Origin of the sequence: Enhygromyxa salina (assembly GCF_002994635.1) — a bacterium.
GTDB classification, from domain to species: domain Bacteria; phylum Myxococcota_A; class Polyangia; order Nannocystales; family Nannocystaceae; genus Plesiocystis; species Plesiocystis salina_B.
Map to the genome: position 1 here is coordinate 1 of NZ_PVNL01000139.1, position 20,633 is coordinate 20,633.

At 67.6% G+C, this 20,633-nt stretch carries 19 protein-coding genes, 1 tRNA gene and 1 pseudogene; 9 read left to right on the forward strand and 12 right to left on the reverse strand.

Annotation, left to right across the window (positions count from 1 at the left end):
• Nucleotides 1–424 (reverse strand): hypothetical protein (locus ENSA7_RS38065; protein WP_146158614.1); only part of this gene is annotated, 424 nt, incomplete at its 3' end.
• A 124-nt stretch (nt 425–548) separates the two neighbouring features.
• Here ENSA7_RS38065 and sppA point away from each other — a divergent pair.
• Nucleotides 549–2,537, forward strand: coding sequence for a signal peptide peptidase SppA (sppA, locus tag ENSA7_RS38070; protein ID WP_181234509.1), 1,989 nt, complete (start codon nt 549–551; stop codon nt 2,535–2,537).
• Here sppA and ENSA7_RS38075 read toward each other — a convergent pair.
• The 6 genes from ENSA7_RS38075 to ENSA7_RS38100 all read right to left on the reverse strand — a co-directional run bounded on the left by ENSA7_RS38075 (nt 2,534) and on the right by ENSA7_RS38100 (nt 10,691).
• The gene (locus ENSA7_RS38075) at nt 2,534–4,249 is read right to left on the reverse strand and encodes a DUF2330 domain-containing protein (RefSeq protein WP_106094344.1); all 1,716 of its coding nucleotides are present in this window, start codon (nt 4,247–4,249) and stop codon (nt 2,534–2,536) included. The two genes, sppA and ENSA7_RS38075, sit on opposite strands and share 4 nt — an antisense overlap.
• Nucleotides 4,250–4,288: 39 nt before the next feature.
• On the reverse strand, nt 4,289–6,004 hold the full coding sequence (locus tag ENSA7_RS38080) for a DUF2330 domain-containing protein (RefSeq protein WP_106094345.1): 1,716 nt from the start codon (nt 6,002–6,004) through the stop codon (nt 4,289–4,291).
• A gap of 106 nt (nt 6,005–6,110) precedes the next feature.
• Complete coding sequence (locus ENSA7_RS38085) at nt 6,111–6,950, reverse strand: metallophosphoesterase family protein (RefSeq protein WP_106094346.1); 840 nt, start codon at nt 6,948–6,950, stop codon at nt 6,111–6,113.
• Nucleotides 6,951–6,965: 15 nt separating this feature from the next.
• Nucleotides 6,966–8,150, reverse strand: a complete 1,185-nt coding sequence (locus ENSA7_RS38090; protein ID WP_106094347.1) for an acyl-CoA dehydrogenase family protein — start codon at nt 8,148–8,150, stop codon at nt 6,966–6,968.
• 66 nt (nt 8,151–8,216) lie between these two features.
• Nucleotides 8,217–9,638 (reverse strand): penicillin-insensitive murein endopeptidase, encoded by a 1,422-nt coding sequence (locus ENSA7_RS38095; protein WP_106094348.1) that lies wholly within the window; start codon nt 9,636–9,638, stop codon nt 8,217–8,219.
• A 78-nt stretch (nt 9,639–9,716) separates the two neighbouring features.
• Nucleotides 9,717–10,691, reverse strand: coding sequence for an SGNH/GDSL hydrolase family protein (locus ENSA7_RS38100; RefSeq protein ID WP_106094349.1), 975 nt, complete (start codon nt 10,689–10,691; stop codon nt 9,717–9,719).
• A 251-nt stretch (nt 10,692–10,942) separates the two neighbouring features.
• Here ENSA7_RS38100 and ENSA7_RS38105 point away from each other — a divergent pair, with 251 nt between their 5' ends.
• From ENSA7_RS38105 to ENSA7_RS38120, 4 genes are all read left to right on the forward strand, one after another.
• Entirely contained in the window at nt 10,943–11,374 is a 432-nt protein-coding gene (locus ENSA7_RS38105; RefSeq protein WP_146158615.1) for a PDZ domain-containing protein, read from the forward strand.
• 91 nt (nt 11,375–11,465) lie between these two features.
• A complete protein-coding gene (locus tag ENSA7_RS38110; protein ID WP_106094351.1) occupies nt 11,466–11,843 on the forward strand; it encodes an RDD family protein in 378 nt (125 codons plus the stop codon).
• A 24-nt stretch (nt 11,844–11,867) separates the two neighbouring features.
• The gene (locus tag ENSA7_RS38115; protein WP_106094352.1) at nt 11,868–12,323 is read left to right on the forward strand and encodes a hypothetical protein; all 456 of its coding nucleotides are present in this window, start codon (nt 11,868–11,870) and stop codon (nt 12,321–12,323) included.
• A gap of 11 nt (nt 12,324–12,334) precedes the next feature.
• Entirely contained in the window at nt 12,335–13,351 is a 1,017-nt protein-coding gene (locus ENSA7_RS38120) for a zinc-binding dehydrogenase (protein ID WP_181234510.1), read from the forward strand.
• A gap of 114 nt (nt 13,352–13,465) precedes the next feature.
• On the opposite strand, the gene ENSA7_RS38125 is transcribed toward ENSA7_RS38120, so the two are convergent.
• Complete coding sequence (locus ENSA7_RS38125) at nt 13,466–15,010, reverse strand: vWA domain-containing protein (RefSeq protein ID WP_106094353.1); 1,545 nt, start codon at nt 15,008–15,010, stop codon at nt 13,466–13,468.
• A gap of 245 nt (nt 15,011–15,255) precedes the next feature.
• On the opposite strand from ENSA7_RS38125, the gene ENSA7_RS38130 reads away from it, so the two are divergent.
• The 3 genes from ENSA7_RS38130 (at nt 15,256) to ENSA7_RS38140 (ending at nt 16,950) form a co-directional block, all read left to right on the forward strand.
• Nucleotides 15,256–15,328 (forward strand) — tRNA-Asn (locus tag ENSA7_RS38130).
• Between the two features lie 255 nt (nt 15,329–15,583).
• Nucleotides 15,584–16,507, forward strand: coding sequence for a hypothetical protein (locus ENSA7_RS38135; RefSeq protein WP_146158616.1), 924 nt, complete (start codon nt 15,584–15,586; stop codon nt 16,505–16,507).
• Nucleotides 16,504–16,950: a type II toxin-antitoxin system VapC family toxin gene (locus tag ENSA7_RS38140; RefSeq protein WP_106094355.1), complete on the forward strand. Its 447-nt coding sequence runs from the start codon at nt 16,504–16,506 to the stop codon at nt 16,948–16,950. Before ENSA7_RS38135 ends, ENSA7_RS38140 begins: the two co-directional genes overlap by 4 nt.
• Before the next feature lie 176 nt (nt 16,951–17,126).
• Here ENSA7_RS38140 and ENSA7_RS45950 read toward each other — a convergent pair whose 3' ends face one another.
• The 3 genes and pseudogenes from ENSA7_RS45950 to ENSA7_RS38150 all read right to left on the reverse strand — a co-directional run bounded on the left by ENSA7_RS45950 (nt 17,127) and on the right by ENSA7_RS38150 (nt 18,337).
• Nucleotides 17,127–17,252 (reverse strand): hypothetical protein, encoded by a 126-nt coding sequence (locus ENSA7_RS45950; protein ID WP_280524067.1) that lies wholly within the window; start codon nt 17,250–17,252, stop codon nt 17,127–17,129.
• 95 nt (nt 17,253–17,347) lie between these two features.
• Nucleotides 17,348–17,701: pseudogene (locus tag ENSA7_RS46025) on the reverse strand (Uma2 family endonuclease); the annotation flags it as partial.
• 72 nt (nt 17,702–17,773) lie between these two features.
• Nucleotides 17,774–18,337: a Uma2 family endonuclease gene (locus tag ENSA7_RS38150; protein WP_106094357.1), complete on the reverse strand. Its 564-nt coding sequence runs from the start codon at nt 18,335–18,337 to the stop codon at nt 17,774–17,776.
• A 105-nt stretch (nt 18,338–18,442) separates the two neighbouring features.
• Here ENSA7_RS38150 and ENSA7_RS38155 point away from each other — a divergent pair, with 105 nt between their 5' ends.
• On the forward strand, nt 18,443–18,838 hold the full coding sequence (locus ENSA7_RS38155) for a DoxX family protein (RefSeq protein ID WP_106094358.1): 396 nt from the start codon (nt 18,443–18,445) through the stop codon (nt 18,836–18,838).
• Nucleotides 18,839–18,844: 6 nt separating this feature from the next.
• On the opposite strand, the gene ENSA7_RS38160 is transcribed toward ENSA7_RS38155, so the two are convergent.
• Entirely contained in the window at nt 18,845–20,467 is a 1,623-nt protein-coding gene (locus ENSA7_RS38160; RefSeq protein WP_146158617.1) for a hypothetical protein, read from the reverse strand.
• Between the last annotated feature and the right edge of the window lie 166 nt (nt 20,468–20,633).

Consider the following 20,633-nt stretch of genomic DNA (forward strand, 5'->3'; position numbering starts at 1 on the left):
CCCCAGCATCCACCGCCCCCCGCCAAGGTTGTTCGAGCTGCCCGACCAACAAGATCAACCCAACGATCCCCACCAACAACACCCAAGACCCAATCAACCGCCGCCGCGAAGCATGGATCAACCCCATCGCCATCACCGGCGCCACCACCACCATCCACCCTCCCCGCCGCGCCAACGCAAACGCCCGCACCACCACCCGCGGCGAAAAGCTGCGCTGAAACCCCCGGTACCCCTCGCTGTACGCGAACAAGCCGATCAACCCAACGTAGGCAAGCGCCCCACCAAGCTCGAGCGACCCATCGAGCACCGGCTCGAGCGCCCGCGGCAGCAACCGCACGATCGCCTGCAGCAATAGCGCGACGATCCCCAGGACCGCCCACCACACGATCGCCAGGCCGCCGCGCGTGGTCGGTGGGGAGCTCATGCGCCGGACCATACGCGCTCACGCGGCAGGCGGGAATCGCTCGCGCGCAGCCTGGTCTGGGCCCCCCGGTTGGGTCGGCGGAATCCTGTGCGAAACTCCGCAGGGACCGCACCCACGAGTCACCATGCGCAAGTTCAGCCTCGCCCTCGCCGCCTCCTGTCTGCTCTGCCTGCCCGCCTGTGACAGCTCGCCCAACGACAAGGACCGCGCGTCCAAGGACGACAAGGACGACAAGGACGACAAGGACCGCGCGTCCAAGGACGAGGACAGCGACAAAGACGACGACAGCAACCCGCTCGCGGGCCTCGCCAACAACCCCTTGGCGGCGATGTTCACCAAGAAGCTCGACGAGCCGGGCCCCTACGATCCACCCAAGCAGTCGCCCAACTACGCCGCCGATCAACCGCACCTGCGCGTGCTGAACCTGTCCGGCAGCGTCGGCGAGGTCGAGTCCTTCGATCCGCTGGCGTTCGCGGGCGGCGGCGGCGGCAGCCTGCGGACCCGGGCGCTGCTCGACAAGCTCGGCGAGCTGGCCGCCGAGCCGCAGCTCGAGGGCCTGGTCTTGCGAGTGGGGGATCTGAGCCTGGACATGGCCCGCGGCGTCGAGCTGCGCGCGGCGCTGACCGAGTTCAAGGCAGAGGGCGCCCGCAAGCTCCACTGTCACGCCGAGTCGCTGAACAACACCAGCTACTTCCTGCTCTCGGTCTGCGACGAGCTGGCCATGGTCCCCGTCGGCACGCTGATGCTGCCCGGACCCGCGGCCACGCCCATCCACCTCAAGGGCCTGCTCGACAAGCTCGAGGTCCAAGCCGACTTCCTGCACGTCGGCGCGTTCAAGGGCGCGGCCGAGCCCCTGACCCGCGACGCGCCCTCGCCCGAGATGCTCGAGACCCTCGGCGCGCTGGTGGATCAGGCCTACGCGACCATGGTCAGCGGCATCGCGCAGGGTCGGGGCAAGCCCGAAGCCGAGGTCACCGGGTGGATCGACCAGAGCTTGTTCACGTCCGAAGCCGCGGCCGAGCGGGGCCTGATCGACAGCGTCGAAGCGTGGGAGCCGTTCTTGACCCGGGTCACGGGCGAGCGCGGGTGGAAGAACGTCACGCTGACGGACAAGCCGTGGTCCGACCCCCTCGCGCTGCAGCGCTTCTTGGGCATGGCGGGGCCCAAGCGCCCGAGCGAGCCCCACGTCGCGCTGGTCTACGCGGTCGGCAACATCATCGACGGCAAGGGCGGCGGCGCGATCGGAGCCACGACCGAGATCGCCTCGGGTCAGCTGGTCCCCGTGCTCGACCGCCTCGCCGCCGACGACAAGGTCGCGGCCGTGGTCCTGCGCATCGACTCTGGCGGCGGGTCGGCCCAGGCCTCGGAGCAGATCTGGCACGCGGTCGAACGGCTCAAGGCCACCAAGCCCGTGGTCGTGTCGATGGCCGGGGTCGCGGCTTCGGGCGGCTACTACATCGCCGCGGGCGCCGACCAGATCTTCGCCGACACCGACACCGTGACCGGGTCGATCGGCGTCGTCGGCGGCAAGCTGGTGCTCGGCAAGGCGCTCGAGAGCTTCGGCATCAAGAGCTTCGCGGTGACCAAGGGCGAGCACGCGCTGCTGTGGTCGCCGATGCAGGCGTGGACCCCGGACGAGCGCGAGATCGTCTACGCCATGATGGAGCAGACCTACGAGGTGTTCGTCCAGCGCGTCGCCGCCGGTCGCAACATGGACCGCGACGCCGTCCACGAGATCGCCCAGGGTCGGGTCTGGACCGGCGTCGCCGCCAAAGAGCGCGGGCTCGTCGACGAGCTCGGCGGGCTCGAGCAGGCGCTGGCGGCCGCGGCCAAGCTCGGCAAGGTCGAGCCCGACGTCGGTCTCGAGGTCTACCCGGGCGAGCCCACGATCAAGGACATCCTCGGCAGCTTCGAGCAGCTCGTGGCCGTTCAAGCTGGGGCCCGCGCCGACTCGCTGCCGATCGGGATCGGGATGGTCATCGACGAGCTCGCGGCCAGCGTCGGGCCCGAGGGGCGACCGTGGATCGAGGCCGTCCGCGCGTCACTGCGGACCACCGTCGCGCTGCAAGGCAGCACGGTGTGGGCGGTCGAGTGGACCCAGAGCGTTCGCTAGAGCACCGACTTGGGGCGGCGGTTGAACCACGCGATCCCGAAGATCCCCAGCAACCCAAACAGGCCCTGCAGACCCAGGCGCTCGATCGAGCAGCCTGGGCCAGGGCCGGTCAGCTGCGAGTCGTTCCAGGCGCTGAGCGTGGCGTCGATCGTCGCGGCGTTGTCGAGCTCGACCTGCGGCGGGCCCATCATCGGGACTCGCTCGATCCGCAGCGCGGCCGGGTTGTCGTCGAGCTCGGGCATCGTGCCTCCGTTGGTCAGCGCGACCGTGCGTCCGTCCGGCAGCTCGAAGTACGAGGGCCCGCCGTCGCAGTCGTTGACCCGCGTCGCGCTGATGTTGTTGTCGACGGTCGGCACCCCGCCAGCCGGGTGAAACAGCGGATCCTCGATCATCTCGTGAGGCGAGATCAGCGTGAACAGCCGGGTCAGCTGGGTCGCGTCGTCGAGCATGTCGAGGGCGTGCTGACCGGGGCCGACGATCCGGGTCTGAAAGTCCGCCGCGAAGCCCGGCTGCGCGTCCCAGGCGGTCAGGTCGATCTGGTCCTGGAAGCACTCGAGGCAGCTCCAGAACTCGTGGGCGTTCACGCCACTCGGGGCCGGCAGGTAGATGTTCAACAGCACCTCCAGCTGCGGGTGCGCGAACGTGCACTCGCCGTCCGTGCAGCTCATGAGGCCGCGAGACACGAGCAGATCGATGAAGGTCAGCAGCTCGGCGTTCTCGAACGCCGCCGGGTCCCACTGCGGATCGAACACCCCGGAGGTCGAGACAATCGCGTCGGTGCCCGCGTACTCGGTGATGAACGCACGACCGCCCGCCTCGTCGATCGCGAGGCTGACGACTTCGTTGTAGGTGGTGCTCGGCCCGTTGACCCAGTCGAAGCGCGAGTGGTTGATCTCCACGTGCGGCCAGTTCTGCGGGGCGGCCCGCTCGTTGCCCAGGAAGAACGCCCGGATCGCCATGTCGTCGACCGCCGCGATCCGGGTCAGCCGGATCGGAATGCAAGGCTCGACGCCCGGATAGCGGATCCCGAGCGGGTGGATCTCGTCGACCCCGGCCCCGCTGGCGAGCTTGACCGCCACGAACACGAAGCCCTCTTGCAGGTACTCCTCGAGGATCGGCGGCGCGTCGGGGTCTTGCGCGTAGCCGGCCTGATCGAGCCAGTCGGTGATCTCGGCGATGTTGTCGCCGGTCAGCACCACGTACTCGAACGCGCCCGCGAACCCGCGATCGAGGATCTCGGGCCCGTCGGTGTCCCCACCTGTGAGACCGGTCCCGCCACCGTCGTCGGCGAAGTCGATCTCGCTCGACTCGGCCGTGGCGCAGGCGAGCCCGGTCGACCCCCCACAGTCCCCGATCGACGTGGTGTTGATCGTGAAGGTCGGGACCGTCGCCTGCAGCACGTTGTCGAACAGCGCCTGCGAGCCGACCAACACCTCCGGGACCTCGAGCACCGGTATGATCCACGCGAACCGCTCGGCGTCGCCCTCGTACTGAATCTGGATGTGCGCCTCCGTGTAGGGCTCGCTGCCGGTCTCGTCGATCCAAAAGATGATGCTCTCGCCGGTCTGGTCGACCGGCATCACCTGCGGACCCGCGTCGCAAAAGGTCCCGCCGCAGGCCTCGGCGGTGGTTGGCGCGGCGACCACCAAAGGAACGACCACAGCCGCCAACAGGGCGGGCGCGAGCAGCTTGATTGAGTTGCGAATCAGCATGTCGGTGCTTCTTTCTGGTGACTATCTCTAACTCTAGCTCTAGCGCCTACGCCCGCGGCTGAACCAGGCGATCCCAAACATCCCGAACATGGCCAGCATCCCCTCGAGGCCGACGCGACCGATCGAGCAGCCCGGCTCGGGGCCCGAGAGCTGGTCGTCGTTCCAGGCCTTCAGCAGGCCGTCGATGTCGTCGCCGTTGTCGGTCTCGACCTGCGGCGGGCCCATCATCGGGACCTGCTCGATCCGCAGCGCGGCCGGGTTGCCGTCGAGCTCAGGCATCGACCCGCCACTGTCCAGCGCGATCGTGCGACCGTCCGGCAGCTCGATGTAGGACGGCCCGCCATCGCAGTCGTTGACCCGCGTCGCGCCGATGTTGTTGTCGACGGTCGGCAGCCCGCTGGTGGTGTGAAACAGCGGGTCTTCGATCATCTCGTGGGGCGACAGCAGCGTGAACAGCCGGGTCAGCTGGGTCGCGTTGTCGAGCATCTCGAGCGCGTGCTGGGCAGGCCCGTAGATCCGCGCCTCGAAGTCCGCGGCGAAGCCCGGCTGCGTGCCCCACGCGGTCTCATCGATCAGCCCCTCGTAGCAGGACACGCAGCTCCAATAGGTGTGGGCGGCGACGCCGTCGGGGGCCGGCAGGTAGATGTTCAGCAGCGCCTCGACCTGCGGGTGCCTGAAGATGCACTCGAGCCCGTCGCAGGTCATCAGGACCTGCGACGTGAGCTCGTCGACCACGTCGACCGCGGCGATCCCTTCGAGCGCCGACAGGCTCCAGCTCGACTCGAACACGCCGGAGGTCGAGATGATCGCGTCGGTGCCCGAGTACTCGGTGACAAACCCCCGACCACCCGCCTCGTCGATCGCGAGGCTGACGATCTCGTTGTAGTTGGTGCTCGGCCCGTTGACCCAGTCGTAGCGCGAGTGGTTGATCTCCACGTGCGGCCAGTTCTGCGGGGCGGCCCGCTCGTCGCCCAGGAAGAACGCCCGGATCGCCATGTCGTCGACCGCCGCGATCCGGGTCAGCCGGATCGGGATGCAGGGCTCGACGCCCGGATAGCGGACCGCGAGCGGATGGATCTCGTCGACCCCGGCCCCGCTGGCGAGCTTGACCGCCACGAACACGAAGCCCTCTTCGAGGTACTCCTCGAGGATCGGCGGCGCGTCGGGGTCTTGCGCGTAGCCGGCCTGATCGAGCCAGTCGGTGATCTCGGCGATGTTGTCGCCGGTCAGCGTCACGTACTCGAACGCGCCCGCGAACCCACGATCGAGGATCTCGGGCCCGTCGGTGTCCCCGCCGTCGCCCCCGCTGCTGAAGGCCTCGTTGCGTCCATCACCACCAGCCGAGAAATCTGCGGCTGCGCAGCCGATCCCGAACGACCCGCCGCAATCCCCGATCGAGGTGCTGTTGATCGTGAAGGTCGGGACCGTGGCCTGCAGCATGTTGTTGAACAGCGCCTGCGAGCCGACCAACACCTCGGGGACCTCGAGCACCGGGATGATCCACGCGAACCGCTCGGCGTCGCCCTCGTATTGGATCTGGATGTGCGCCTCGGTGTGTGGTTGGCCGCCGCTCTCGTCGATCCAAAAGATGATGCTCTCGCCGGTCTGATCGACCGGCATGACCTGCGGGCCGGCGTCGCAGAAGGTCCCGCCGCAGGCGTCGGCGACCTGCGGAGACCAGGCCGCGAGCGCGAGCATGCCCGGCAGCGCCAAGGTGAACAGACGAGAGATCAAGGTCGAAGGTGCGTAGGTCATGACAGCTTTGGTAGCTTGCATGCCACCGGCGCTCGCGCCAACGATCTTCAGCTGGAGCCGGATTCTTCGCAGTTTTCCGCAGCGCACCGCCACCAAGACGCGGGTGTCACACCAATTCGGGATACAGGTGGCGAGCCTCGAAGCCCTCCCGCAGGTCCTCGGCCCGCTCGTAGCGGGCGCCCAGGTCCACCACCAGGTAGCGCCGCTTGGACGGCGGCGCACCAAACAAGACGGGGCAGGCCTGGTTGCCGTGCTCGGTGTACCAACCGTCGAGATCGACGTCGTGGCCATGCACGACCACGCGCAGGTCCAGCCCTGGCTGCGACAGCTGGCGCAGCAGCTTGTTGGTGGTCTCGCCGGCCTGACCGTAGCTGGTCAGCAAGGTCCGCAGCATCGATCGCTGAGCCAGCTCGGCTTCGCCCGATGGCTCGAGCGCGCCGAGCTGATCGAGCGAAGGGATCTGCTCGTCGGGCGAGCCGTGGCACAGCAGCAGTCCGCACGGCGCCGCCACGGCCAGCAGCGCGCCACGAAACAGCGCGTGCATCCGGGCGATCGCGTCGGCCGACATCCGTCGCTCGAGCATCTCGACCTCATCACGATAGAACTTGCTGGTGTGCGGTCCGCCGATGTGCCCGTGGTCATGATTGCCGAGCAGCAAGTGGAAGTTGGCGGGAAATCGCGCGCGCAGCTCGATCATCGCCTCGACCAGCGCGGCGCTCTCGTCGGGGTAGCCAAACCGCAGCGCGTCACGCTGGCGGGCGACCGGGCTGGGCCCATGAACCAGGTCACCCAGCGACGCCCAGTGAACCAGATCCGGGTGCTCGGCGGCCTCGCACAGCCTATCGAACACCGCGCGGAGCCGCCGAAAGTCCTCGTGGTTGCCGTGCAGATCCGTGGAGATCAGCAGCTGCCCACGCGCGGGCAAGATCCGAACACGGCCCGCCATGCAAACCCCTCGCGTTCAGGAGAACGCGCTCAGGCCCGTGAGCGCGCGGCCAATCGCGAGGGTGTGGATCTCGTGGGTGCCCTCGTAGGTGAACACCGTCTCGAGGTTGCACAGGTGCCGCATGATGTGGAACTCGCCCATGATCCCGTTGCCGCCGAGCATGGTCCGCGCGGTCTGGGCGGCCTCACGAGCCATGCGCACGTTGTCGCGCTTGAGGTAGCTGACCTGCGAGGGATCGAGCTGGCCCGCCTGCTTGAGCCGGCCAAAGTGATAGGCGAGCAGCAGCCCCTTGCCGATCTCGTTGTGCAGCTCGACGAGCTTTTGCTGGGTCAGCTGAAAGCCCGCGATCGGGCGCCCGAACTGGACGCGATCCAGGGTGTACTGGCGGGCCCGCTCGTACACGTCCATGGCCGCGCCCACGGCCCCCCAGCCGATCCCGTAGCGCGCCTGGGTCAGACAGCTCAGCGGCCCCTTGAGCCCGCGCACGCCCGGCAACATGTTGTCCTTGGGCACGCGGACCTCGTCGAGCACGATCTCGCCCGTGATCGACGCCCGCAAGCTCAGCTTTCCGTGGGTCTCGGGCGTGCTCAGCCCAGCCATGCCGCGCTCGACCACGAACCCGCGGATCACCGGCGTGTCCGAGCCGTGATCCAAGGTCTGGGCCCAGACCACGCACAGGTCCGCGATCGGGCTGTTGGTGATCCACATCTTTTGCCCGCTCAAGATGTAGTCGCCGCCCTCGCCGTCTTGCTTGGCGTGGGTGCGCATCGAGCCGGGGTCCGAGCCAGAGTTGGGCTCGGTCAGGCCGAAGCAGCCGATCAGCTCGCCAGCGGCCATGCGCGGCAACCACCGCTGCTTTTGTTCCTCGGTGCCGTAGGCCGAGATCGGATACATCGCCAGCGCGGTCTGGACCGAGCAAAACGAGCGGATGCCCGAGTCCACGCGCTCGAGCTCGATCATGATCGTGCCGTACGCGACCGGGTTGAGGCCGGCGCAGCCGTAGCCCTCGATCGAGCAGCCCAGGAAGCCCATCTCGGCGAACTCGGGGATCAGCTCCTTGGGGAAGGTGCCGGCCTCGTAGTGCTGCTCGATCACGGGCATCACCCGGGTCTGACAAAAGTCGCGGGCGGCCTTCCAGGTCAGCCGCTCGTCATCGTCGAGCAGGTGGTCGATGCTCAGCAAATAGGTGCGCGGGTCCATGCGGGCGATGAAATACCACGGCCCGGCCCGCGAGTTGCGACCCGCCGAAATTCGGCTGCGGGCGAGTCAGTAGCTCTCGCAGCGAGTCTCGTTGGCGGCGCAGCTGAAGCGGACGTGGAAGTGCGCCGTGTGGCCGCTCGCGTTGCGCACGATCCCGTTGTTGGTGCCCGAGCTGCTGGGGTACTGGATCGTGCGCTCGAGCATGTCCTTGCTCGCCCCGGCCTTCTTGGCGGCCTTGTAGAGCCGCTTTTGCCGACTCGTGCTCAAGAAAATGTACTGGACCTCGCCGGTCGAGATTAGCGCCTGGATCAGCGCCCAGGTCGCGTCCCAGTCGACGTCGTCGATGTTGTCCGACGAGCCGCTCGCCGACTTGACCGGCAGCCGGACGTCGACGTCGCGGCCGCTCTGGTGCGACGAGTGCGGCTTGAGCCGGCCGCCACCTCGCTTGCTGATCGCGCCGATCACCAACTCACCGCTGAACCCCGTCGCGCGGCGAAAATTGGCGATCGCCAGCTGCAGATTGTGCAGGGTGTGGCTGCTGCCAAAGCACTCGTCTGGCTTGCGAATCGTGTACAGGACCTTGTTCTCGGGCAGCGCGAGCGCGTTGACGAGCTTGCCGCGATTGGGCTTGCCGACCGAGACCGAGCCGGTCTTGATCTTGACCAGCGGCAGCCTGGCAGCAGACACGGAGGCCGCGCTCGCGGTGCTCGACGAGCTCACGCTGGCAGACTTGGCGCTGGTCCCCGCGCTCGCCTTGGTCCGGGTCTCGTCGGCGTCGCGCAGAAGATCTGGGTTGTTCAGCGGGTCGACCCAGATCACCAGCTCTTGCCCGGCCTTGAACTTGCGCGGGACCTTGGAGTTCCAGCGCAAGCGCAGCAGATCCACGTCGACGTGGTGCGCGCTGGCGATCTTGTTCCACGTGTCGCCCGACTTGACCGTGTAGATCAGCTTTTGCTGGGGCGGCGGGATGTGCTTGGTGTAGACCGCGAGATCGCGGCCCGCGAACAGCTGCGGCCGCCTCTCGTCGAGCTTGTTCCAGCGGATCAGCGAGCCCGTGCGGACGTCGTAGCGGGTGGCGATGTCATCGAGCCGCTCGCCCGGGAGGATCGTGTGCTTGATCCACTTGGGCTTCTTGAGCTTCTTGATCTTGGGGGCCGCGACCTTGGGCTCGGGCGGCGGAGGCTCGGCCGCGCTCGGGCTGTCGTCGGGCTCGTCTTCGTCGGGCTCGTCTTCGTCAGGCTCGTCTTCGTCGGGCTCGTGCTTGTCCGACTTCGACTTGGCCTGCGGGGGCGGGCTCGACTCGGCCGTGACCTCCGGCAGGATGTCGGGGAGATCTTCGGGTGAGGGCAGATCGCCCAACTCGACCTCGGCCTCGGCATTGACCTCGGCATTGACCCTGCCGCGATCACTCGGCGGCGAGGCTGTCGCGACCGCAGGCGAGCCGATGCCCAACCCGAAGGTCAGCGTGAGCGGCAGAGCGAGCCACAACGAGCGAGGGCGACCATGAGCGACCGACGGGGGCGGCTCGGCTTGTGATGACTCTCGCTCGGGCTCACTCGGCATTGATCATTCGCTTGTTTCGGCTGATGGCTCGGCCGGCAACCCAAGCGCGACGAGCACATCTGGGTAGATCTTCGCGGCCAGATACTCGCAGCCTGGCATGGTGAAGTGCACACCATCCTCGCTGCGCAGCTCGTGTTGCTTGCCTTTGACCTTGATGGTCTTCAGCAACGCACCCTGTTCATCGACCAGATATTGGTTGGTGTCCAAGTATAGACCGGCGTCACCGAGCGCGCCGACGCCCTGTTCGTGGATCTCGCGGATCACCTTCAGCTTGCGCTCCAGGCTGGGACTGGTGACCTGTGGCAGGCTGAGCCACAGCACCTCTGCGCCATCTTCGCCGTCCACGGGGGTGGTGACGCTGGCCAGGAAGTCGTCGACCCGACCGCGATAGGCGGCAGGCCAGCCGTCGGTGTCCCACACCACGCGGCTCTCGCTCTTCCACGGCGCGATGTCCTGACCATCGTTGGCGCCCATGAACACGATCACGAGATCGGGCTTGCGGAACTCGACCTGGCGCTTGCCCTGATCATCCCAGTCAAAGAAGTCTGGACGCGACAACCCCGAGGCGCTCTTGGCCTTGCGATACGCGACGATGTCCGGGTTGGCGTCGAGCATGTCCTCGAGCACGGCCCCGAACCCGGTCGCCGCCAACGACGAGCCGACGATCAACACGCGACGGGGCTCGAGCAGCGCGACCGGCTCGGGTGCGTCTGCTGCGGCTTCGGCCTCGTCGCCAACCGCGACGGCGTCGGCCGCTGCATCTTCTTCACCGACGGCCGCGGGATCGCCCGTCGCCAGCACGGTTGGATCCTCTGAAGGGGCTGCGTCGGTGGCCGGGGGCGTGGGCGCCTGAGGCTCGACCGCGGGCGACGGTGCGTCGACTGTTCCACCCGTGCCAGACGGCTCGGTGCAGCCCAACAGCGCTGTAGCGCCAAGCGTGAACAGCGCCAATGCGCGGACGGTCGAAGGTCGGATCATGGCGGCGAAGCTAACTGAGTTCGATCTGGCAAGGAAATAAGTGGAGCGCGGTGACGGGCGAGATCGACGCTCAGCCGGCGAGACCGACGCTCGGCGCTGAAGCTCGATTCCAACCGGTGTCAGTTTCCCGCCAATGACCCAGTTTGCGAACGCTGCCCGCAGGCGCGCCAGAAACCTGGCCCGAGCTGATAACCCACACTGGCAACGCGTCGGGGTCTGTGAAACACTGGGGCCTGGTACGGAGGACCCCCATGAAGACTGACTCGTCTGCCCTCGCCCGTTGGCGCCTCGCTCGTCGCATCTCACTTGGTGCGATCGTCGTCGCCGGCACCATGACCACCGCCGCCGCGGTCGCCCAGCGCATCGCCGCACATCCGTGCAGCATGTCGCAGCGCGCCAACGTCCAGAGCTACTACAGCTACTCGGGCATCGGTGTGGAGCTGACCCAAGATGGCAGTGATTTCGTCGTCGCTCGCGTGTTCGCGGGCAGCCCCGCCGACGGCAAGCTGTTCCCCGGCGCCGTGCTGCTCAGCGTCGACGGAGAGAGCCCCAAGCACATGCAGCAGTGGACCAACATGATCCGCGGCGAGCAGGGCACCCCCGTCGAGCTCGAGGTCGTCTACCCCTGCTCCGGCCACGACACCGTCGTGCTCGAGCGAGACGTCGTCCGCCTCCGCTACTAAAGCGTCGGACCTCTGCCAGTAAAAGAGCACCGAGCTGGCATCGCCAGTTGGGTGCTTTTTTATTGGTTCGAGATCGTCGTAGAGTTGGTTCATGACTGGCTACGGACGAATGGCACCGCGAGCCGTCGCGCTGTTCATCGATCTCGTGTTGATCGGGTTTGTGACCTCGATCATCAGCGGCCTGCTCGGCACCGACAGCCACGGCGTGGTCGCCTCGGTGATCAGCTGGCTGTACTTCGCCGTCCAGGAGTCGAGCGGGTGGATGGCCACGCTCGGCAAGCGCGCGATGGGGCTCGCGGTCCAGGGTGTCGACGGCCGGCAGCTGAGCTTCACCCAGGCCAGCATCCGCTGGGTCGGGCGCTGGGTCTCGGGACTGGCCCTGGGGTGTGGGTATCTGCTGGCGCTGTTCACCGACAAGCGGCAGACCCTGCACGACTTAATCGCCGGCACTGTCGTGGTTCAGCGCTGACGTCGCGCTAAGGTGACTGAAGCCATGACCCTCGATGAACTCGCCGCCCTGCTCGCGCGCACCACCGAAGACTTTCGGCGTACCGAAACGCACTGGCAGTTCGCGCATCAAGGCGTCCCGATGGCGTGCCTGACGGACCCCAGCTTCGATCGCATGCGCTTCATCGCGCCGGTCACCGAGCTGAGCAAGATGGACGAGGAGACCAAAAATGCGGTCCTCGAAGCCAACTTTCACACAGCGCTCGACGCTCGCTATGGCAGCTCCAACGGCTTGCTGTTCGCGGCGTTCATCCATCCGCTGAGCTCGCTGGAGCTCACGCTGGCCGTCTCGGCGCTAGATCAGGTCGCCTCGCTGGTCCAGACCTTTGGCTCGCACTACAGCGGCGGAACCCTCGAGCTCATTGGCGGCCGCGAGCCAGGCCTGCACGATCTAGAGGACGATGACGACGATGATGACGACAGCGGCCCGCTGCTGAACTAAGCTGCGCGCCCATGAGGCAGATCTGGATCAGTCGCGCCGGCAAGCCCGAGGTGCTCGAGCTACGCGAGGCGCCGGACCCCGAGCCTGGACCCGGCGAGATCCGGATCCGCGTCGCCGCCAGCGGCCTCAACTTCGCGGACATCAGCGCGCGCATGGGCCTATACCCCGACATGCCGCCGATCCCCTGCGTCGTGGGCTACGAGGTCTCGGGTGTCGTGGACGCGGTCGGCGAGGGCGCCAGCGACATCGAGCTCGGGGCCAAGGTCGTCGCGCTGACTCGGTTCGGCGGGCACTCGGACGTCGTCTGCATTCCTCGCGCCCAGGCCGTGCGGATCCCCGAAGGGATCTCCATGACCGCCGCCGCCGCGGTGCCGGTCAACTACCTCACCGCGTGGCTGATGCTCGTCGAGCTGGGCAACGTCCACGCGGACCACACCGTGCTGGTCCACGCGGCGGCTGGTGGTGTCGGCCAGGCCGCGCTTCAGATCTGCAAGCATCGCGGGGCCTCGGTGATCGGCACCGCGAGCGCGGGCAAGCACGAGCGCCTGCGCGAGGTCGGGGTAGATCACTGCATCGACTACCGCAACCTGGACTTCGAGGCCGAGGTCATGCGGATCACCGAGGGTCGCGGGGTCGACATCGCGCTCGACGCCGTCGGCGGTGAGTCGTTCTCCAAAAGCTACCGATGCCTGCGCCACTGCGGGCGCCTGTTCATGTTCGGGGCCTCGAGCTTCGCGCCCTCGGACAAGCGCCGGCTGATGCCGATCCTCAAGGGTCTCGTCAAGACCCCGAAGTTCAAGCCCTTCGACCTGCTCGACAACAACCGCGGCGTGTTTGGCATCAACCTCGGGCACCTGTGGCACGAGATCGATCGGCTCGGCACGCTGTTCGAGCAGGTCATGGACAAGGTCGGCGACGGCACGCTCACGCCCGTGATCGATCGTGAGTTCAGCTTTGATCAGGCCGCCGAGGCCCACGCCTATATTCAGGGCCGAAACAACTTCGGCAAGGTGCTGCTGGTCCCGTGAAACGAGGACGCCGCCCGTGCGCGCGAGCGCAGGGCGGCGGGAGTGAGACCTCGGTCGACTGGTCGGCTAGCTGGCAGACGACTTGGCGAGCCACTTGGCGAGCTACTTGGCGAGCTACTTGGCGAGCTTGGTCGTCCGGCGCGGCTGACTGCACACGCCGCCTTGACCCTCGCCGACGGTGCGGATCGAGAACTGCGGCTCAGCCTCGACCCGGCGCCCGGCCAGCTCCGAGCGGACGGTGCGGACCATCAGCGGGGCGAGCTGCTCGACGGTGTAGCAGGGGATGTGCGGCTCGGCGTGGGGGTTGCCGACGCCCGAGTCGTCGGTCAGGAACAGATACTGGGCCCCGGTGAGCATCGCGGCGGCCCGCATCACGAACTCTGCCTCGCCTGCGACGCCGGAGCTGGCCACCGGGTACACCGCCACGCCCATGCTGCGCAGACCGTCGACCGCGTCGAGCGTGTCGTCGACCTTGTTGGCGTGGGGCGGCGCGTCGGCGACCAGGAAGGTCACGCGCGCGGTGTCACCGTTGCGCCACGAGAGCTTCTCCGCTGCCACCAGCGCGGCGTCCATCGCCTCCGGGTAGTCGCCGCCGCCGTTGGCCGACTGCGCGCCAAGATCCTTCTGGAACCGCTCGAGGTTGCCCGTGAAGTCGAACACGCGGGTCGTGTACTGATCACCGGTGTCGCGGTAGACGATCAGGGCGAAGCGCTGATCCACGCCGGGGAAGTGATGCTCGATCGCCGCGGCGATGTCCCGGATCTCGACCTTGAGGAACTCGAGCTCGTCACCCATGCTGCCGGTCGCGTCGATCACCAGGGCGATGTCGAGCTGATCGGGGAGCGTGCCCTGGGTGTCCTTGAGGGTCACCAGCTGCTCGATCTGGTCGTTGATGCTCACCGTCGCGCTGGCGTTGCCGTGGCTGATCTTGGCCTTGCCCTGCCCCTGGCGGCCGCTGTCCCAGCCCTGCACCCAGACCACTCGGCCGTCGCTGCGGGTCATCATGTGCTTGCCGTCGATCTCGACCTTGGCGTTGCCGACCGGGCGCCCCTGGGTGTCCTGGACCCGCAGGACCGTGCGCTGGGTCGCAAAGGCCGAGGCCAGCTGCGACAGATCTGCCTGGCTGCGGGCCTGGTCGACGAACTTGTCGAACACCCAGGGGTTGAGGTTGTCATCGAAGCTGCCGGCGGTCAGGGTGCCGGACTGGATGTTGCGATCGCGGCGGTCGTGCTCGGCGGCGATCTTGGCGGACTCTTCGGAGGGGCGCTCGCGCATGGCACCCTCTCCCTTCTTGTCAGCCTTGGACTTGGCGGGGCTGGGGCTGGCGGAGGACGGCGCCTCGTCCATCATCGCCATGCCGCCGACCCCGTCGCCGCCGGACGCCGCCCTGGTCGCTCCGGACCCGCCGCTCGGGCCATCCATTGCGGGGGCAGCGGGCGCGGGCGCGCTCTCGGCCTCGCCAGCGGCCATGTCATCGGCGTAGTCGTAGCTCCCGGGAGCCGCCTCGGCGTAGTCTCCCTCGTACGACGGCTCCATCGCCGTCTTTTCTTCGGAGGGGCTCGGGTATGCGTGGTCTTCGGGGCTCTGGGCGGCGCAGCCAAGACCGAGGGCGGGGAGCAGAAGGAGCAGGCAGGTGAGCTGAATCGAGAGGCGTCGCATGGCGGGGTGTCCGTGGTGCGGCGGCGAACGCAGGCCTGGAAACCCGACTTACAGCGACAGCTGGGTTGTTTGCGGCCGCGCGAACCCGTGGACCTGGGGGCACGCGGACCGCGGTGGGCCTGCGCGGGGCTCGGATCCAAGCCCGCGGCGTCTGCGTTCCAGCTGTGCAGGGGAGCGTCCGTCGAGGCTTGACGGTGACGCGAGCGTCGGCTAGACCCCTGCTCCGCGTCAGACAGAGCTGCTATTCCGGCATAGCTCAGTTGGTAGAGCAGTCGGCTGTTAACCGACTTGTCGCAGGTTCGAGTCCTGCTGCCGGAGCTACCTGAGACAAACCCCGCATCGGACCGCTTGGCACGGTCCCCGCGGGGTTTGCTTTTGGGGCATGGTGGCGCGGCGGGTCCGGGCCTCGTAGAGGTCCGCGTGCATCGTGCGGTCGGCGTGAACTCGGACCTCGCGGACGGTCGAGCCGACGAGTTCCTTGGCCTCCGGTCCGGCGAGGCTGAGGATCTCGCTGCCGGCTTCCGAGCTACACTCCCTGCTGTGCCGCCCAAGGCCAGGACGAAGGAGGCGACGATGACTGAACACAAGATCTCACTCCGCGGACCCGCCGCTCGGGGCACGGTCGTCGCCGCCGCCGTTCTGCGAGACCTCCTCGATGTCGTCCTCCAGGGCTGCCAGCAAGCAGTGAGGCTCCGTTGCGAGGGGCGCTCCTCCGCCCGCGGACAACCCCCCGCGTGGCTCGATCAAGCTGCGGCGTTCGACGTGACCGGAATCCGCGAGGGCTCGACCCAAGTGGTGGTCGCAACGCAGCCGCTGAGGACGGCGGCACCGGACTACTTCGCGCAGACCGACATGTTCGACGAGGTGGATACGGAGCAGTCGGCGCTCGACCTGTTCCTCGTCGGACTGGGCGACGCTGCGGCGAACGAGACCAACAGCGACTACTTCGACGCGGGGTTGCTGCGGACGTTCGGCCGCTTGGACCGCGTGTTTCGTCGCGGCTTCGCCGAGATCGAGTTCGACGGAGCCAAGAAGCTGGTCATCGACTCCGAGCGCATGGGTGCGATCGGAAGCCTCAAAGCCACGGTGCCCGGTTCCCGACAGGTTCGTGTCGCGGGCAAGCTCGAGCAGATCAAGCACAGCAACCGACGCTTCACGCTTCTGATGGACGAGGGCTCGCTGAACGGCGTCGCCGATGACTCGATCTCGCCGGACGAGCTTGCTGAACACTTCGGTCGGCTCGTCATCGTCAGCGGCGAAGCGGTCTTCCGGCCCAGCGGGAGCCTCCTCCGCGTTGAAGCAAAGCACTTGGAGCCCGCCGGAGAGACCACCTCAATCTGGTCCCGGATTCCCCGGCCGCTGTTGGAGGAGAGGACGAGCCCGGACAAGTACCGCGTGGCTCAGGGTCCGCGCTCGGGGCTTGCCGCGATCATTGGGAAGTGGCCCGGCGAAGAGACTGACGATGAGATCGCAGCCGCTCTGGGGCAGATCTCGTGACAGCTAGGCCGGGGCTGGTCGTACTCGACACGAACATCCTGGTTCATCTGGTCCGTGGCAAGGCCCCCGGCCGCCACCTGGACAGCACCTACGAGTTGTCTTCGGCCGCGGTACGGCCCCTCATCTCGGTGACAACCGTTGGAGAGTGCCTCTCTCTCGCCAAGCAGTTTGGCTGGGGATCCGAGAAGGAGAAGGTACTCCTCGACTTGTTGAAACAGCTCGTCGTCGTGGACATCAACGACTCGAGCGTCCTCGACGCCTACGCGGACATCGACTTCGCATCGCGGAAGAACGGGAACACGATGGGCAAGAACGACCTGTGGATCGCGGCGGTCGCCGTGGCCGCGAACGGGTGGCTTCTCACCACGGACAAGGACTTCCTGCCTCTCGACCCTGACTTCCTCCCGGTTGAGTGGGTGAACCCCCAGGCTCTTCCTGCCTGACCGTAGCGTGCGCCCACGGACTCGCCATTGCTAACCCTCTCGCGCAAAGCAACGCGACGCGTAACTTTTCGTAAGAGAGTCAGATCAGCGACGGCGACGCTCGCGGTTCGCACTTGCGTGTCGGGTGAAGACGCAGATCACGAACCAAGAACCACCAGAACCTCGAGGTTGCGGTCCTAGCCCGGCTTGCGGAACAGAGCCCCGACGTCGAAAGGCACGGCACCAAAGGGCTCGGGGCGAGCGTCGGGCGCGGCCCCGTGGGTCGAGACCACGAGCCACAGCGCGCCCTCGCGACGGTACACTTCGAGGGTCTCGGCGAGGGGATCGACCAGCCACAGGTGTCCGACCCGTGCTCGGCATACAGGGGCATCTTCTCCACGCGATCGCTGCGCGCAGTCGAGGGCGAGAGCACCTCGCAGATCCAATCGGGGACCAGCGTGATCGGGTTGTCCTCCGGCTCGACGTAGTGCTCGACCCGCCAGCCAGCGAGGTCCGGACAGCGGATCTGCTCACCGAAGGCAAGCTCGGGCTCGACCAGGATCACCCAGCCACCTGGGCCCGACTTCGTGTCCCAGCCAAACTCGTGACCGAGGCGCACGACGAGCGCACTCGCGGCGCGTGTGTGGCGAGGCCGTGGGCGCGGAAGTACCCGGAGCTCGCCTGCGACAATTTCGGCCCGGGTGTGGGGCGGCAGCGCGCGGTACTCCTCGTAGAGTTGCTCGAAGCGCGAGCGAGGTTTGACTTCACTCACCCTTCGAGTCTACCTCACGTGACCGCGCCGTGGCTCGCGCCACTCGCGCCCGCCGCCATCTGGATGGGGCGACTAGGTTGAGCGTGGATCCGCGTAAATCGTGTCGACGGCGATCGAGACCCCCTGCGAGGGCAGCTCGAGCAACCCTCCCGCGACGCTGGTCCGCAAGATCCACTCGTCACCCTCGCGCCGGAAGACCTCTACGTAGGGCTCGCCCTGAGAGATCAACACGTACTCACGCAGCGAGGGCAGGCGCTGGTAGTGGCGCCACTTCTCGCCGCGATCGGCAGCCTCCGTCGAAGGCGAGAGCACCTCGACGATGATCGCCGGGTTGGTCACGGCGTTTGGATCGATGTCCGAGCGTTGCTCCTCGCTACAGACCACGGCGACGTCCGCGTAGGTGCTGCGGTTGGTCGCGTCGATGCGAAGTTTGAGGTCACTGCTGTACACCGCGCAGCCCTTGGCGCGGAGCATCACGCGCAGCTCTGCCCCGATCGCCATCGCCAAACGAGCATGCTCGGGTGTCCCGCCCGCCATGGCGTAGACGCACCCGTCGACAAACTCGAGGCGCACCTCGCTGGCAGCCTCGAGCGCGAGGTATTCGGCGTAGGTCGCATGCGTCGCTGGCTCGCCCATGCTCCGAGATCATACATGCAGCGAGAAGGCCCGGCACGCGTCACTCACGCACGACTGATATCGACGAAGTTGGCTCCCAGCCCACGACATGAGCGAGACTGCGCCATGTCCGAAGACTCCAAGGCACGCAAGATTGGCTACTGGGTCACGACCGGCCTGCTCGGCCTCGTCTTGATCGCCAGCGGGATCATGGACCTGGTCGGCCCGCCGGATCTGGTCGAGGCCATGGCCCGGCTGAGCTTGCCGCTGTATCTGCCGCCGCTGCTGGGCGTCGCCAAGCTGCTGGCGGCGGCCGCGATCCTGGCTCCGAAGTTCGCGCGGCTCAAGGAGTGGGCCTACGCCGGGGTGGTGATCGACTTTGTCGGAGCAGCCTACGCGCACATCATGTCGAACGAAGCCAGTGAGATCGTGGCCCCGCTGGTCCTGGTCGCGCTGACGTTTGCGTCGTGGTTCCTGCGGCCGGCGAACCGGAAGCTGCCCGACCTGCCTGCCTCGGCCTGAGCCGAGCTACCACAGGACCTTGAGCAGCTTCTTGCACTCCTTGGCCATGGCCTCGAAGTGCTGCGGATCGTTCCACTTGGGATCGAGCGGGTGTCGCTTGCCGGGGAGCCCCTGGGGCACGCCGCTGAGCGCGACTTGGATCGGGAACACGTCGGTCCGAGCCCACTTCTGATCGCGCAGCTGCGGGGTCTCGAGGGCCATCCAGGCGCGTGGATCGTCGCCCCAGACCAGCAGCTGGGGCTCCGGCGGCGCGCCGTCGTAGTCTTCGACGACGCCGGGCCAGACCAGCAATGCTGGACGGGCGGTGCCCGCTTTGAAGCGCACCATCGCGGGCAGCAAGATCGCGTCGCCGGGCAGGGTGTCTTCGACGCTGCGGCGCTCGGTCGGCCGATCTAGCAGCGTGCCGCTGCCGTGGGTCAGCCAGTACTCGACCCCTGCGTCGCCCACCTTGCCGACGATGTCGTCGACCGACACGGCGGAGATCTTGGGCCCGCTGAGCTTGTGCTTGGTCGCGATGAAGCTGGGCCGCTGCGGCGGCGGTGGCTCGGCGTCTGGGTCGGGTGGCGGCGGCAGCGGCTCGAGCGTGCGCTCGCCGAGCTGCAGCTCGGTCCACTCGAGCGCGTCTGGATCGACGGTCCACAGCCGACCGAGCCGGGCGTCCGACTTGGGCCCGCCAAGCACCAAGCTGCGCTTGTCGTCGTCGACGAGCAAGGTCATGCACTCGGCCAACTTGTCGAGCCGGACCTCTTGCGCCTCGGGCAGCGGCGGCGGCTCGAGCTCGCCGGTCTGTTGACCGGGCAGCGGCTGCTGGGGGTGACGCTTCTTGCCCTTGTGCTTGGAGCCGGCCGCGCCGCCGCGGGTTGGGTTGGGCTGGGCGATCAGGAACCGCTGCAAGGTGCCGCGGCTGCGCAGCACATATACCCACCGCTCGTCGCCAGCGATCGCCAGCGGAGTCATGTCGCGCTTGCCAGCTGGAACCCGCTCGCCGGCCAGCCGCAGATCTCGTGCGGTCCACCCGACCGCGCCGTCCTTGGCCGCGAGCAACACCCGACCGCCGCGGGTGCCATCTGTGCGACCAAGGCACACGATCGACTCGGCCTTGACGGGCACCGGGCTGGTCGCGTTGAGGCGTAGCTGCGCGTAGCCAGCGGGGTGGGCTGGATCGATCACCCACGCGGTCGCGCTGCCATCGCTGAACACCGCGCGGCCGTCGGCGCTGGCGACCACGGCGATCGCAGCGGGGCCCGGAGACTTGCGCTTGTGGACGGGCGCGCCGCGGTCGATGTCCCACAGCATTTCACCCTGGGTCCCGACGCCACACAGCAGATCGTCGCGGACCAGCGTCACGTGATCCACGTAGCCGCCGAGCTTGGTGCCGGCCTTGGTCACCGTGGTCGAGCTGAGGCTGCCGCGGAACAAATGCTGGCCGCCGATCCACAGCGTGCCCTCCCAGCCTTCGACGACCGACGGTCGGGCCATGCTCAGCGGGATCGTGCGCTGCTCCGCGAGCGTCTTGGCGTCGATGATCCACAGCTCGTAGGGGAGCGTGACGATCAGGTGGCGCGCGTCTGCGCTGCGCTCGATCGCGAGCGGGCGATCATCGAGCGCGAGCTCGTCGAGCGGGGCCACGGACGGAGCCATGATCATCCGCCGGGCGCCCCCTTCGCCGCCCACGACCACACGTCGCTGAGGTGCCGTTCGCCGCGCCATGTGTGGTCAGGGTATCACGGAGCGTCGCGAGGATCGTGGGTTGAACCGAAGGTTGCACGCATCGCGGGAGGGTCTGGCCCGAATC